General features: G+C 69.9%; 14 protein-coding genes. 7 read left to right on the forward strand and 7 right to left on the reverse strand.

Translation table 11 applies throughout. From position 1 onward, the window contains the following. Window positions 1-51 precede the first annotated feature (51 nt). Entirely contained in the window at window positions 52-1,068 is a 1,017-nt protein-coding gene (glpX, locus tag EXU32_RS11830) for a class II fructose-bisphosphatase (protein WP_130630093.1), read from the forward strand. A 5-nt stretch (window positions 1,069-1,073) separates the two neighbouring features. After that, window positions 1,074-2,021, forward strand: coding sequence for a PfkB family carbohydrate kinase (locus tag EXU32_RS11835; RefSeq protein WP_130630094.1), 948 nt, complete (start codon window positions 1,074-1,076; stop codon window positions 2,019-2,021). 56 nt (window positions 2,022-2,077) lie between these two features. Here EXU32_RS11835 and EXU32_RS11840 read toward each other — a convergent pair whose 3' ends face one another. Genes EXU32_RS11840 through EXU32_RS11855 form a run of 4 tightly spaced genes read right to left on the reverse strand, consistent with a single transcriptional unit; the run spans window position 2,078 to window position 6,474 of the window. After that, a complete protein-coding gene (locus EXU32_RS11840; RefSeq protein ID WP_130630095.1) occupies window positions 2,078-3,328 on the reverse strand; it encodes an ABC transporter ATP-binding protein in 1,251 nt (416 codons plus the stop codon). 32 nt (window positions 3,329-3,360) lie between these two features. Further along, the gene (locus EXU32_RS11845) at window positions 3,361-4,203 is read right to left on the reverse strand and encodes a carbohydrate ABC transporter permease (RefSeq protein ID WP_431603067.1); all 843 of its coding nucleotides are present in this window, start codon (window positions 4,201-4,203) and stop codon (window positions 3,361-3,363) included. A gap of 16 nt (window positions 4,204-4,219) precedes the next feature. Then, window positions 4,220-5,167, reverse strand: a complete 948-nt coding sequence (locus tag EXU32_RS11850; RefSeq protein ID WP_130630097.1) for a carbohydrate ABC transporter permease — start codon at window positions 5,165-5,167, stop codon at window positions 4,220-4,222. Next, window positions 5,164-6,474 carry an extracellular solute-binding protein gene (locus EXU32_RS11855; RefSeq protein WP_347400277.1) on the reverse strand — a complete coding sequence of 437 codons (1,311 nt, stop codon included), beginning with the start codon at window positions 6,472-6,474 and terminating at the stop codon, window positions 5,164-5,166. The genes EXU32_RS11850 and EXU32_RS11855 overlap by 4 nt, the downstream gene beginning before the upstream one ends. 236 nt (window positions 6,475-6,710) lie before the next feature. On the opposite strand from EXU32_RS11855, the gene EXU32_RS11860 reads away from it, so the two are divergent. Genes EXU32_RS11860 through EXU32_RS11870 form a run of 3 tightly spaced genes read left to right on the forward strand, consistent with a single transcriptional unit; the run spans window position 6,711 to window position 8,696 of the window. Then, on the forward strand, window positions 6,711-7,226 hold the full coding sequence (locus EXU32_RS11860; protein WP_130630098.1) for a beta-class carbonic anhydrase: 516 nt from the start codon (window positions 6,711-6,713) through the stop codon (window positions 7,224-7,226). A gap of 49 nt (window positions 7,227-7,275) precedes the next feature. Then, complete coding sequence (locus tag EXU32_RS11865) at window positions 7,276-8,346, forward strand: Glu/Leu/Phe/Val dehydrogenase dimerization domain-containing protein (RefSeq protein ID WP_130630099.1); 1,071 nt, start codon at window positions 7,276-7,278, stop codon at window positions 8,344-8,346. After that, window positions 8,343-8,696, forward strand: coding sequence for a nuclear transport factor 2 family protein (locus EXU32_RS11870; RefSeq protein WP_130630100.1), 354 nt, complete (start codon window positions 8,343-8,345; stop codon window positions 8,694-8,696). Before EXU32_RS11865 ends, EXU32_RS11870 begins: the two co-directional genes overlap by 4 nt. A 190-nt stretch (window positions 8,697-8,886) precedes the next feature. Here the strand turns inward: EXU32_RS11870 and glmM are convergent, their stop codons facing one another. Further along, a complete protein-coding gene (gene glmM, locus EXU32_RS11875; protein WP_130630101.1) occupies window positions 8,887-10,236 on the reverse strand; it encodes a phosphoglucosamine mutase in 1,350 nt (449 codons plus the stop codon). 115 nt (window positions 10,237-10,351) lie between these two features. Between glmM and EXU32_RS11880 the strand changes: the two genes are divergently transcribed. After that, on the forward strand, window positions 10,352-11,491 hold the full coding sequence (locus EXU32_RS11880) for a glutamate--cysteine ligase (RefSeq protein ID WP_130630102.1): 1,140 nt from the start codon (window positions 10,352-10,354) through the stop codon (window positions 11,489-11,491). A 203-nt stretch (window positions 11,492-11,694) separates the two neighbouring features. Here EXU32_RS11880 and rpsI read toward each other — a convergent pair whose 3' ends face one another. Together rpsI and rplM are read right to left on the reverse strand one after the other, a co-directional pair. Next, the gene (gene rpsI, locus EXU32_RS11885) at window positions 11,695-12,210 is read right to left on the reverse strand and encodes a 30S ribosomal protein S9 (RefSeq protein WP_130630103.1); all 516 of its coding nucleotides are present in this window, start codon (window positions 12,208-12,210) and stop codon (window positions 11,695-11,697) included. Between the two features lie 29 nt (window positions 12,211-12,239). Continuing rightward, window positions 12,240-12,683 (reverse strand): 50S ribosomal protein L13, encoded by a 444-nt coding sequence (gene rplM / locus EXU32_RS11890; RefSeq protein ID WP_130630104.1) that lies wholly within the window; start codon window positions 12,681-12,683, stop codon window positions 12,240-12,242. Window positions 12,684-12,919: 236 nt separating this feature from the next. Between rplM and EXU32_RS11895 the strand changes: the two genes are divergently transcribed. Further along, a complete protein-coding gene (locus EXU32_RS11895; RefSeq protein ID WP_130630105.1) occupies window positions 12,920-13,489 on the forward strand; it encodes an ArsR/SmtB family transcription factor in 570 nt (189 codons plus the stop codon). Window position 13,490 lies beyond the last annotated feature (1 nt).

Below are 13,490 nucleotides of genomic sequence, written 5' to 3' on the forward strand. Positions count from 1 at the left end.
TGCGACAGATAGGCTCAGGCCCGACGAGCACGTTGCCACGCGAGGAGAGCCATGACCCAGTCCCAGTCCAGCCCGAGCGTCGGGGTCATGCACCCCGACCGCAACCTCGCGATGGAGCTGGTCCGGGTCACCGAGGCTGCGGCCCTGGCCGGTGGCCGGTGGGTGGGCCGCGGTGACAAGAACACCGCGGACGGCGCGGCCGTCGACGCCATGCGCTCGATGATCTCCAGCGTCCGGATGGACGGCACCGTCATCATCGGCGAGGGCGAGAAGGACGAGGCCCCGATGCTCTACAACGGCGAGCAGGTCGGCGACGGCGAGGGTCCCGCCTGCGACGTGGCCGTCGACCCGATCGACGGCACGACCCTGACGGCGAAGGGGATGACCAACGCAGTCTCCGTCCTCGCCGTCGCGGACCGCGGCTCGATGTACGACCCGAGCGCCGTCTTCTACATGGACAAGCTCGTGACCGGCCCCGAGGCAGCCGACGTCGTCGACATCCGCCTGCCCGTCGCCGAGAACATCAAGCGCGTCGCCAAGGCCAAGGGCGAGCAGCCCGAGGACGTCACGGTCATCATCCTCGACCGTCCCCGCCACCACGAGCTCGCCGAGCAGGTGCGCGCGGCCGGCGCCCGCATCCGCTTCATCTCCGACGGCGACGTCGCGGGCGCGATCATGGCCGCCCGGCCGGGCACCGGCATCGACCTGCTCCTCGGCATCGGCGGCACCCCCGAGGGGATCATCACCGCCTGCGCGATCAAGTGCCTCGGCGGCGTCATCCAGGGCCGGCTGTGGCCCCGCGACGACGAGGAGCGCCAGCACGCCATCGACGAGGGGCACGACCTCGACCGGGTCCTCACCACCGACGACCTCGTGGCGACGGACAACTGCTACTTCGTCGCCACGGGCATCACCGACGGTGAGCTGCTGCGCGGGGTGCGCTACCGCGCCGGTGGCGCGACCACCGAGTCGCTCGTCATGCGCAGCAAGTCCGGGACCATCCGAGTCGTCGAGGCGCACCACAACCTCACCAAGGTCCAGAGGCTCTTCCCCCAGCCGAGCGCCTGAGTCCGATGCCGGGCCTGCTCCGCCGCTCCCCCGCACCGGCCTCCACTCTGGTCATCGGCGAGTCCCTCGTCGACATCGTCGTGGGTGCGGACGGGGCACGCGAGGAGCACGTCGGCGGCAGCCCGCTCAATGTCGCCGTCGGCCTGGCGCGTCTCGGCCACCCGGTCCGCCTGGCCACGCACCTCGCCCGCGACGCCCGGGGCGCCGTCATCGGTGAGCACCTCGCGGACGCGGGCGTCGTGCTCACCCCGGGCAGCGACAGCGCTCTGGACACCTCGACGGCCACCGCCACGCTCGACGCGGCGGGGTCCGCGTCGTACTCCTTCGACATCGCCTGGCGGGTGCCCGAGCTGCCCGACGTGCCCGGTCACCTCCACACCGGGTCGATCGGTGCGATCATGCGGCCCGGTGGGGTCGACGTGCTCTCGGCCATGGCCGGCGCGGCCCGGTCCCACACGGTCTCCTACGACCCCAACGTGCGACCCGACCTCTTCCCCGACCGCGAGACCGCGATCACCGAGGTGGAGCGGCGCGTGGCCGTCAGCGACGTCGTCAAGGCGAGCGACGAGGACCTCGAGTGGCTGGCGGGCCGTCCTCTCGACGACGACGAGCTGGCCGACCAGCTGCGGTCGTGGCGCGCCCTCGGCCCCGTGCTGGCCGTGTGCACGCTCGGGCCACGAGGGGCGCTGGCGATCCTCCCTTCGGGCCGACTCGTCACCCTGCCGGGCCGCGCCGTCGAGGTCGTCGACACCGTCGGTGCGGGCGATTCCTTCATGTCCGGCCTGCTGTCGGGCCTCCTCGACGCCGGCCTCCTCGGTGGCGCCGACGCCAAGACCCGACTACGCCGCTCCCGTGGCCAGGCACTGACGTCCGCGGTCGAGCGCGCCATCGCGGCCGCCTCCTTCACCGTCGCGCGGGCCGGGGCGCAACCACCGAGCCGCGCCGACCTCTAGGGTCGGCGCGGCTCGACGGCGCTTCGAGATGACGTCCGCTCCTCAGGGAGCGTGGCTCACGCGCTCTGCGTCTCGCGTGCCCGGGCCCGCTCGAGGGCCCGCTGCCGGTCCTCCTCGGACTGCTGGGCGAGCTCGGCCGCCTTGGCATCGTCACGGGTCAGGCAGTCACCCGACTCCGGGTCGAAGACGTGCATGGTGTCGGGATCGAAGACGAAGTTGGCGTCATCGCCCTCGCGCACCCGCGAGCGCGGGTCGAGGTTGATGACCATCTGCGTGCGCATGCCCTCACCGTCGAGCTCCTTGTCGAGCTCGTCGAGCTTGTCCTTGACGGCACCCTCGACGGCGAAGGGGACGTAGGCGTACTGCTCGTTGCCGAGCCACTCCGCCTGGTCCACGGGCGCCTGGAACCGGACCGCGTTGGCCGGGACATCACCCAGGTCGGCGTCCTTGATGTGCTCCGGCCGGATCCCGACGATGAGCAGCTCCTTGCCGCTGGCGCGCTCCCGCACGGCAGCCGGCATGGGGACGCGGCAGAAGGGCAGCACGAGCTCGTCGCCCTCGACCTGGGCCGGCAGGAAGTTCATCGGCGGGGTGCCGATGAACCCGGCGACGAAGAGGTTGACCGGCTGGTCGTAGAGCTCGCGGGGGCTGGCGCACTGCTGCAGCACCCCCTTCTTCAGCACGGAGACGCGGTCACCGAGGGTGAGGGCCTCGGTCTGGTCGTGCGTCACGTAGATCGTCGTCGTGCCCATGCGGCGCTGCATGCGCGCGATCTCCGTGCGCATCTGCCCGCGCAGCTTGGCGTCGAGGTTGGACAGCGGCTCGTCAAAGAGGAAGGCGTCCGCCTCGCGCACGATCGCCCGCCCCATCGCCACGCGCTGGCGCTGGCCGCCCGAGAGGTTGGCCGGCTTGCGCTCGAGGTGCTCGTCCAGCTCCAGCATCGTGCTGGCCATGCGCACCTTGGAGTCGATCTCGTCGTTGGTGAACTTCCCCTTGGCCAGGCGAAGGGGGAAGGCGATGTTCTCGTAGACCGTCAGGTGCGGGTAGAGGGCGTAGTTCTGGAAGACCATCGACAGGTTGCGGTCCTTGGGCGAGAGGTCGTTGACCTCCTTGCCGTCGATGAGCAGCTCGCCGCTCGTGATGTCCTCCAGCCCGACGACCATGCGCAGCAGGGTCGACTTGCCGCACCCGGAGGGGCCGACGAAGATCATGAACTCGCCGTCCCTGATGTCCAGGCTCACGTCGTTGACCGCCGGGAAGCCGTCCCCGTACTTCTTGACGAGGTTGTTGAGGGTGATCTCAGCCATGGGAGTTTCTCCAGTTCATCGTGAGGCGGGGGTCAGCCCTTGACGGCGCCCGAGGTCAGGCCGGCGACGATCCGGCGCTGGAAGATCAGCACGAGGATCACGACGGGGATGGTGACGACGACCGAGGCCGCCATGATCGCGCCCGTCGGCTGCTCGAACTGGCTGGCTCCGGTGAAGAAGGCGAGCGCGGCGGGGACCGTGCGCGCCTGGTCGGAGGTCAGCGAGATCGCGAAGACGAAGTCGTTCCACGCGGTGAAGAAGGTGATGATCGCCGTGGTGAAGACACCGGGGGTGGCCAGCGGGATGATCACCTTGCGGAAGGCCTGCCAGCTGCTCGCGCCGTCGACCTGGGCGGCCTGCTCCATCTCCCACGGGATCTGCTGGAAGAAGGCCGACATGGTCCAGATCGACAGCGGCAGGGTCAGGGCGAGGTAGGGGATGACCAGGCCGGGGATCGTGTCGAAGAGCCCGGTCTTGCTCCAGACCTCGAAGAGGGGCGTCACCATGGCGACCACGGGGAAGAAGCTGACCGCGAGCGCCGTCGTGAGGATCATCTTCTTGCCCCGGAACTCCAGCCGCGAGATCGCGTAGGCGCAGAACATCGCGAGGACGACGGAGATGAAGGTCGCGATCACGCACACGATCAGCGAGTTGCGCAGGGCCGGCATGAAGAGGTTGCTCGCCCCACCGGTGAAGATCAGCCGGTAGTTGTCCAGCGTCGGGTCCTTCGGCCAGAAGTTGCCGAAGTACGCCGCGTCCGGGTTGGCCAGGGTGTCCGCGCTCTTGAGGGAGAGCGAGAGCATCCACAGCAACGGCAGGACGGTCCAGACCATGATCGGGACGGCGAGCGTGGTCCACACGCCCGTGCCCTTCATCGACTCCTTGGCCATGTCAGCTCCTCCCCTGCGTAAGGTCGACCTTGAATCCTCGGACGAACACCGCCGCGATGACGAGCACGCAGAGGAAGAGGATCACCGACAGTGCAGAGCCGAGCCCGATCTCTGTCCTGTCGATGGTCTGCCGGTAGATGAGCCCGGAGAGGGAGTTGGTCCCGTTGGCGCCCCCGGTCATGATGAAGATGTTGTCGAAGATGCGGAAGGCGTCGAGCGTGCGGAAGAGCAGCGCCACCATGATCGCCGGCTTCATGTTGGGCAGGACCACCTTGTAGAGGACCTGCATCCAGGACGCGCCGTCGACCTTGGCGGCCTCCTCCATCGAGGTGTCCACCTGCGCCAGACCGGCCAGCAGGAGCAGCGACATGAAGGGGGTCGTCTTCCAGATCTCGGAGAGGCAGATGACGAAGATCGAGGGCCAGAAGCTGCCGAACCAGTCGTAGTTGTCGCTCACGCCCGGGATCCAGTTGGTCCAGCGGTTCACGAAGCCGGTGTCGGTCTGGTACATGAAGAGCCAGGTGAAGCCGGAGACCACGGTGATGATCGAGTACGGGATGAGCACCACGGTGCGCAGGGTGCGCCGCGGCAGGACGATCCGGTGCATCACCAGGGCGATGATGAAGCCGAGGACCAGCTCGACGACCACCGTGATGACCGTGATGATCACCGTCGCCCACATCGCGCTCCAGAAGACGGAGTCGCTGAAGGAGACGATGTAGTTGTTGAGCCCGACGAACTCCTTGTTGGCGGGGTCGGTCAGCCGGTAGTTGAAGAAGCTGTTCCACACCGCCTGCAGGATCGGGTAGGCGGTGACCAGGAGCATGACGACGAAGGCGGGCATCGCCAGCTTCCAGCCGAGCCGCTGCTCGGCCTTGGCCCGGTCGGACAGGCGAGGCTTGCCCCCCTTCGTCGTGGGGGTCTTGGGGGAGTCGGTCACGGTGCTCACAACAACGCATCTCCCTTCAGCACGTCCTGGAGGAGGGTGGTGGTCTGCTGCGGCGTCGTCGACGGGTTGACCGCCCCCGGCGGGCTGTACTCCCGCTGGATGCCGCTGGAGACGTCGCCGTAGTACTGCGTGAGCGGCCTGGGACCGCTCGCGTCGAGGGACTCACGGATGAGCGCCGCCATCGGGAAGTCCTTCTTGACCTCGGGGTCGTCGTAGACGGCCTTGCGCGCGGCCGGGTTGCCGGTGCCGAGCATGTAGGCCTTCTGGCTCTCCTTGGAGGTCAGGCAGGCCACCGCGTCCCAGGCCTTGTCCTGCTTGGTCGAGGAGGCCGAGACGCCCATCTCGATGCCGCCCAGCGGTGGCTTGGAGTCGGTGCCCTGCGTGGTCTGCGGGTACCGGGCCCAGGCCAGGTCGCTCATCCAGGGGACCTCGGCGCCCTTGAGCGCCGCGTAGACGTAGGGCCAGTTGACCATGAAGCCGGCCCGCTCGTTCTGGAACATGTCGAGCGTCGTCGTCTCGTCGGTCGAGCCGAGCGCGGGACCACCCACGCCGTCCTTGGAGACGGACTGGATGATGGCGGCGGCCTTCTTGCCGCCCTCGGAGTCGAGGCCGAACTTCAGCTCCTTGCCATCGGCTCCGGGGTTCTCGACGATGTGGCCACCGCCGCCCTCGACGAGCGCGTTGATCCACACCATGTAGCCCTCGTAGCGCGAGGCCTGCACGCCGATGTCGGTGTCAGTCTTCTGCGCGGCCTTGATGACCTGGTCCCAGCTGACCGGCTTGGTCATGTCGAGCCCGGCCTTCTCGGCGACGGACTTGCGGTACCAGAGGAGCTGCGTGTTGGCCCAGAAGGGAGCCGCGTACATCTCGCCCTTCCAGCTCGCGTTGGTGACGGCCGGGTCGACCGCGTCACCGCTGAGCTCGGACTTCTTGTCGGCCGGGACCTTGGCGAGGAAGCCGGCCTCGGCGAACTCCGCGACGAAGACCGGGTCGATCGACATGATGTCGACGCCCTTGTCCTGGGACGCCAGACGTCGCAGGAGCTGCTGGCGCTGGTCGCTGGCGCTGTTGGGCAGGAGCTGGACACCGATGGTGTACGCGCCACCCGATGCGTCGGAGCACTCCTTGGCCAGCTGGGCCTGACCGCCACCCGCCGGGTCGGAGCCGCCACCGTCGGGGTTGATGTACCACGTCAGCTGGGACGCGCTGTCGCCCGTGCCACCGTCACCGCACGCCGCCAGACCGAGGCTGGCGGCAGTCGCCGCGGCCGCCATGAAGGCGATCCGCCGTCGTCGTCGTGTCTCCACGTCGCTCCCTTCGTCCGAGGACGCGACGCAGGCGGGGTCGCCGACGTCGCCTCCCAATGGTCTGTCTACACCGCGGATGTGGTCCATGACACACATACGGGCCCACGACTTCGTGTCGCGACCGGTTCGTGATCGGCAGCGTGGTCGCAGGCTGCGTGATCGACCGCTCACGGACGCCGACGAAGGGGGCCGCAGGCTCGGGGCTAATCTGCAAGAACCACATCGAAAGGACCCTGATGCCCGCTACCCGATCCGCTCCCGAGGACTTCGCCGACCTCCTGGCAGCCAACCAGACCTTCTCCGAGAGCTTCGCCCTCAGCGGCTTCGACGGCATCGCCCGGGCGGGCGTCGCCATCGTCACCTGCATGGACAGCCGCATCGACCCCCTCGGCATGCTCGGCCTCAAGCCCGGCGACGCCAAGACCTTCCGCAACCCCGGCGGCCGCATCACGACCGCCGCGCTCGAGGCGCTCGTCCTCGGCGTGCACCTGCTCGAGGTCGAGCGCATCCTGGTCATCCCGCACACCCGCTGCGCCATGGGTAGCGCCACCGAGGACGAGTTCCGCGCCAAGGTCGGCGCCTCCGCCGGCCAGGACGCGTCGTGGCAGGGCTTCCACGTCGTGCACGACCAGCTCGACGCCCTCCGCCAGGACATCGCGGCCGTGCGCACGCACCCGCTCATCGCCGACCGCGCCAAGGTCGGCGGCTTCGTCTACGACGTCGACACGGGCCTGCTCGACCAGAAGTTCTGAGGCCCCACCCCGGTGACGGGGGTCACACGACCCCTGTCACCATGGGCGGATGACTACAGTCACTACCCCTGTCCCGTCCGACTCCATCGCCGAACCCTGGGCGACCGAGCAGACGATCACCTGCCGCGACGACCGCGTCGGCCTGCGTGCCGTCATCGCGATCGACGACACGACGCTCGGCCCCGGGTTCGGCGGGGTGCGCCTGCGCACCTACCCGTCCACCGAGGCCGCCGCGCGCGAGGCCCAGCGCCTCGCCGCCGCGATGACCCTCAAGCACGCGCTGGCCGAGCTGCCCTACGGCGGCGCCAAGTCCGTCGTCATGCTCGACGGCCCCGCCCCCGCTCCGGGCTCCCCGCAGCGGCGCGCGCTCTTCGCCCGCTTCGGCGAGATGATCGCCCGCACCGCCGGCTACTACGTGCCCGGGGTCGACATGGGCACCCTGCTGGAGGACATGCAGACCATCCGCGACGACGGTGGGGCACGGGCCTTCTGCGACGAGGTGAGCCCCTCCCCCTTCACCGCCCGCGGCGTGTACCAGGCCATGAGGGCGGCCGCAGTCCACCACCACGGCGAAGGGGGCCTGGCCGGCCTCCACGTCGTCGTCCAGGGCGTCGGCAGCGTCGGCGCGGAGGTCGCCCGGCTCGCGCACACCGACGGCGCGCGGCTGACCGTCGCCGACGTCGACACGGCCCGCGCGCAGGAGCTCGCCCGCGAGCTCGGTGGCGACACGGTCGCTGCCGACGAGGCGGCCTTCCACGAGGCTGACGTCTTCTCCCCCTGCGCGATCGCGCGCGTCGTCACGCACGACAACATCGCGCGCATCCCGGCACGGATCATCGCCGGCGCGGCCAACGACACCCTCGACGACCCCGGCTGCGCCGAGGCCCTGCGCGAGGCCGGCATCACCTTCGTGCCCGACTTCGTCGCCAACGCCGGCGGCGTCATCCAGGTGCACGGCGGTGTCGTCGGATGGAGCGACGAGGAGACCCTCGCGGCGGTCGACCGCATCGGCGGGCGGGTGACCGGCCTGCTCGAGAGCGCGCAGGAGCACGGGATCACCCCGCTCGCGGCCGCCCTGCAGCGGGCCTCCACGGTCCTCGGCCGGGAGATCTCGGCGTGAGCAGCGAGACGGCCGTGCGCCACTACTACGACCTCGTCGACGCCGGGGACGTCGCGGGCGTCGTGGCGTGCTTCGCCGACGACGCCGTCTACCACCGGCCCGGCTACGAGCAGATGGCCGGGCGCGCGGCCCTCACGGACTTCTACGGCGGCGAGCGGGTGATCGCCGACGGTCGGCACGAGCTCGACGAGGTCGTCGTCGACGGCTCCCGGGTCGCGGTGCACGGGCGCTTCGTCGGCACGCTCAAGGACGGCAGCGCCGCCCGGGTCGGGTTCGCCGACTTCTGGGTGCTCGACGAGCAGGAGCAGGCCGTGACCCGGCACTCCTTCTTCGACACCCCGGCCGTGTGACCCGGGGCCGTCGAGACATCACATCTCCTTGAGGTCGTGCTCCAGAAACCGCATCTCCTTAAGGTCGTACCTCAGGAATCGCATCTCCTTAAGGTCGTACCTCAAAAAAAGCGCACGACCTTAAGGAGATGCGAAGGGGGGTACCTCATAAAAGGCGCACGACCTCAAGGAGATGCGAGGGGGGTGTGACTCAGAGGGCCAGGCGCTCCTTGACCACGATCGACAGGCTCTCGGCGGACGCCTGGGCGCGCTCGTGGGTGTCGGCCTCGACCATGACGCGCACGACCGGCTCCGTACCCGACTTGCGCAGCAGGACCCGGCCCTGGTCACCCAGCGCGGTCTCGAGCTCGCCGACCGCTGCCTGGACGCCCTCGTCACCCTCGACGCGGTTCTTGTCGACGCCCTGGACGTTGATGAGCACCTGCGGCATGCGGGTCATGACGGCGCCGAGCTCGGCGATCGTGCGACCGGTCTCGGCGACGCGCGCGGCCAGCATCAGCCCGGTGAGGACGCCATCGCCGGTCGTCGCGTGCTCGGAGAGGATGACGTGCCCCGACTGCTCGCCACCGAGGCTGAAGCCGCCCTTGCGCATCTCCTCGAGGACGTAGCGGTCCCCCACCCCGGCCTGGACGACCCGGATCCCCGCGGCCTCCATCGCACGCAGCAGACCGAGGTTGCTCATGACCGTGGCGACGAGCGTGTCGTCCACGAGCTCGCCGTGCTCCTTGAGCGCCACGGCCAGGATCGCCATGATCTGGTCACCGTCGATCTCGTTGCCGTCGGCGTCGACAGCGAGGCACCGGTCGGCGTCACCGTCGTGCGCGATGCCGAGGTCGGCGCCGTGGGCCACGACGGCCTCCTTGAGCGGGCCCAGGTGGGTCGAGCCGACGCCGTCGTTGATGTTGAGCCCGTCGGGCCGGGCGCCGATGACGTGCACTGTGGCCCCGGCGAGACGGAAGACCTCGGGCGAGACCTCGCTGGCGGCACCGTGGGCGGCGTCGATGACGAGCGTCAGACCCTCGAGCTGCGGCTCCACCGCGTCGAGGAGGTGGCGCACGTAGCGCGTGCCGGCGTCGTCCATCACCGTCACGCGACCGACGTCGACACCGGTCGGACGCGTCGGCTCCTCGTCCATGGCGGCGGCGATGGCGTCCTCGACGACATCGGGCAGCTTGTGCCCGCCGTTGGCGAAGAACTTGATGCCGTTGTCCGGCATCGCGTTGTGCGAGGCGGAGAGCATCACGCCGAAGTCGGCGTGGACCTCGGCAGTGAGGAAGGCGACGGCCGGGGTCGGCACGACACCCGCGTCGAGCACGTCGATGCCGCTGCTCGCGAGGCCGGCGACGACTGCCGCCGACAGGAACTCGCCGGAGGCTCGCGGGTCGCGCCCGACGACGGCCACGGGGCGTCGCCCCTCGGTGCCCTCGGGATCGCGCAGGACGCCGGCCGCGGCCTGGGCCAGTCGTAGGGCGAAGTCAGCAGTGATGACGTCGCCGTTGGCGAGGCCACGGACACCGTCGGTGCCGAAGAGTCGGGACATGGGTCAAGCAACCTTCCGTTTGGGACCGACCGCATGTCGCATGCAGGACGGGCGCCAGTGACGATACCGGCTGGTTAGGCTGTGACACCGCAGGTACGGGCGTCGAGAGGCCATCATGATCGAGTTCAGCCCGTCCGACGGGCCCACGCTGGGTGTCGAGTGGGAGCTGGCCCTCGTCGACGCCCGGACCCAGGACCTCGTACCGCTCGCCGAGAGCGTGGTCGAGCCGCTCACGGCCGACGAGGGCCTGGCGCCCAAGGTCCACCGCGAGCTGCTCACCAACACCGTCGAGATCGTCACCGGCATCTGCCGCGACGTCCCCGAGGTCGTCGCCGACCTGTCCGAGAGCCTCTCGCGGCTGCGGGGGATCACCGACGGCCTCGGTCTGGAGCTGATGAGCGCCGGCACCCACCCCTTCGCCCGGTGGGAGACCCAGCAGGTCAGCGAGGGCGCACGCTATGCCACCCTCATCGACCGCACCCGTTGGTGGGGCCGGCAGATGGTCATCTACGGCGTGCACACCCACATCGGCGTCACCCACCGCGACAAGGTCCTGCCGTTGCTCTCGGGCATGCTCACCTATGCGCCCCACCTGCAGGCCCTGTCCGCGTCGTCCCCGTGGTGGGGCGGCGTCCCGACCGACTACGCGAGCAACCGCGCGCAGATGTTCCAGCAGCTGCCGACGGCCGGCCTGCCCTTCCAGTTCGACACCTGGGCCCAGTACGAGGGCTATGTCGACGACCTGCTCGTCACGGGTGTCATCGACGAGCTCAAGGAGGTGCGGTGGGACCTGCGCCCGGCGCCCCACCTGGGCACCCTCGAGGTCCGGGTCTGCGACGGGGTGCCGACGCTGCACGAGATCGGCGCACTCACCGCCCTCACCCAGTGCCTGCTCGTCCACCTCGACGACCGCCTCACCGACGGCGGCACGATCTCGACGCTCCCCCCGTGGCACGTGCAGGAGAACAAGTGGCGCGCCGCCCGCTACGGCATGGACGCGATCATCATCCTCGACGGGCGCAACCGGGAGCGCCTCGTCACCGACGAGCTGCACGACCTGCTCGAGCGGCTGTCGCCGATCGCCCGACGGCTGGGCTGCGAGAGCGAGCTGCGCCAGGTCGAGGACATCATCCGCGTCGGCGCCAGCTACCAGCGCCAGCAGGCCGTCGCGACGCAGCACGGCGGCGACCTCGTCGAGGTGGCCCGCTCGCTCGTGGCCGAGATGCGCGCCGGCCACCCGCTCCCCCTCCCCTGACCTCGACCCCGCCCCGCCCCGCCCCGCCCCGGGTGGAGGTGAACCCGCCGACGATTCGCCGGCGAGCCCCCTTCCACCCAGGCTCCGGACATGACGAAGGGCGGTACCCACCGTGAGGTGAGCACCGCCCTTCGTGGTCTCGAGACGCTTGCTGCGCAAGCTCCGCCCACGCGAACGTGGGACCGGACCAGCGGGTGGCTGGATCAGCGCTTGCTGTACTGCGGAGCCTTGCGGGCCTTCTTGAGACCGGCCTTCTTGCGCTCCGGGACGCGGGCGTCACGGGTGAGGAAGCCGGCCTTCTTCAGCGTGGCGCGGTTCAGCTCCTCGTCGACTCCGTTGAGCGAGCGCGCGACGCCGAGGCGCACGGCGCCGGCCTGGCCGGAGGGGCCACCGCCGTGGACGCGCACGAGCACGTCGTAGGCGCCGTCGAGCTCGAGCACGGTGAAGGGCTCGTTGACGATCTGCTGGTGGACCTTGTTGGGGAAGTACTCCTCGAGCGTGCGCCCGTTGACCTTCCACTCGCCGGTGCCCGGGACGATCCGGACGCGGGCGATGGCCTGCTTGCGACGACCGGTGGCCGCGCCGGGGGCGGAAGCCGAGGGGCGACGGACGGGCTCGCCGGTGGAGTCGGCGACGGGGCCGTCGGACTCGGAGGTGTAGGAGCTCAGCTCGGGCTCGTCGCCCTCGAGGACCTCGGTGTTGTCGGTGGTGTCAGCCACGATATTGCCTCAGTTTCTTCTCGCCGCGCTTACTGCGCGACCTGCGAGATCGTGTAGGGGACGGGCTGCTGGGCTGCGTGCGGGTGCTCGGTGCCGACGTAGACCTTCAGCTTGCTCAGCTGCTGGCGACCGAGGGTGTTGCGCGGGAGCATGCCCTGGATGGCCTTCTCGACCGCGCGGGTCGGGTGCTTGGCCAGCATCTCGGTGTAGTTCATCGAGGACAGACCGCCCGGGAAGCCCGAGTGACGGTAAGAGAGCTTCTTGGTGGCCTTGGAGCCGGTGAGCGCAATCTTGTCCGCGTTGATGATGATGACGAAGTCGCCCATGTCCACGTGGGGGGCGAAGGTCGTCTTGTGCTTGCCCCGCAGCAGGATGGCGGTCTGGCTCGCAAGGCGGCCGAGCACGACGTCCGTGGCGTCGATGATGTGCCACTGACGGGTGATGTCACCGCCCTTGGGGGTGTACGTACGCATGTGTGAAGCCTTACTGCTCGTCGTGATGACTGACCCCTTCGGGAGCGAAGGGGTGGCGCCGCTCATCCTCGTGGACGGGGCGCCGCTGGGATCCATTCTACGGAAGCGCACCCGGGTGCCCGAAATCGGCACGGACCCGCCAAAACCGTTGGGAGACCGGGGATCTCGGGACCCACAACCTCACCGTCGGCGCCACCAGCGTGACGATTGCACAATACTTGTGCAATCGTGGTCGGGTGACCGAGACACCACAGCCGGCGACCTGGCGACTCCTGGCGCACCCCCTTCGCTCGCGCATCCTGGCTCACCTGCGCCTGCACGGGGGCTCGACCGCCGCGGAGCTCGCCCGCGCGCTGGGCACCAACACCGGCGCCACGAGCTACCACGCGCGCGTCCTCGCGCAGGCCGGACTGGTCGAGGACACCGGCCTGGGTGACGGGCGCTCACGCGTGTGGGCCGCTGCCCAGGCGGACGATCGGGACGGCGTGGACACCTCGGTCGCCGTCAGCGCCATCGACGACGCCGACGAGCTCGCCGACGCACTCTGGCTGGCTCATGACGTCGTCGACCACCATGCGCAGCGCCAGCACGGCTGGATCGACGCGCAGGTGGCCTGGCCGCTCGTGTGGCAGGAGGAGTGCGGCATCGACGACCGCGAGGTCCTCGTCGACGAGACCCAGCTGGCCGCCCTGCGCGCGGAGCTGGGCGCGGTGCTCGACCGGTACCGGCGGCGTGGTGCCGGCACGCCCGGCGCCCGACGCGTGACTGCCGTCGTGGCGCTCACCCCCCTTCCTCGGCGGTCGTAGA

It is taken from the genome of Janibacter limosus, from assembly GCF_004295485.1.
Lineage (GTDB): Bacteria > Actinomycetota > Actinomycetes > Actinomycetales > Dermatophilaceae > Janibacter > Janibacter limosus_A.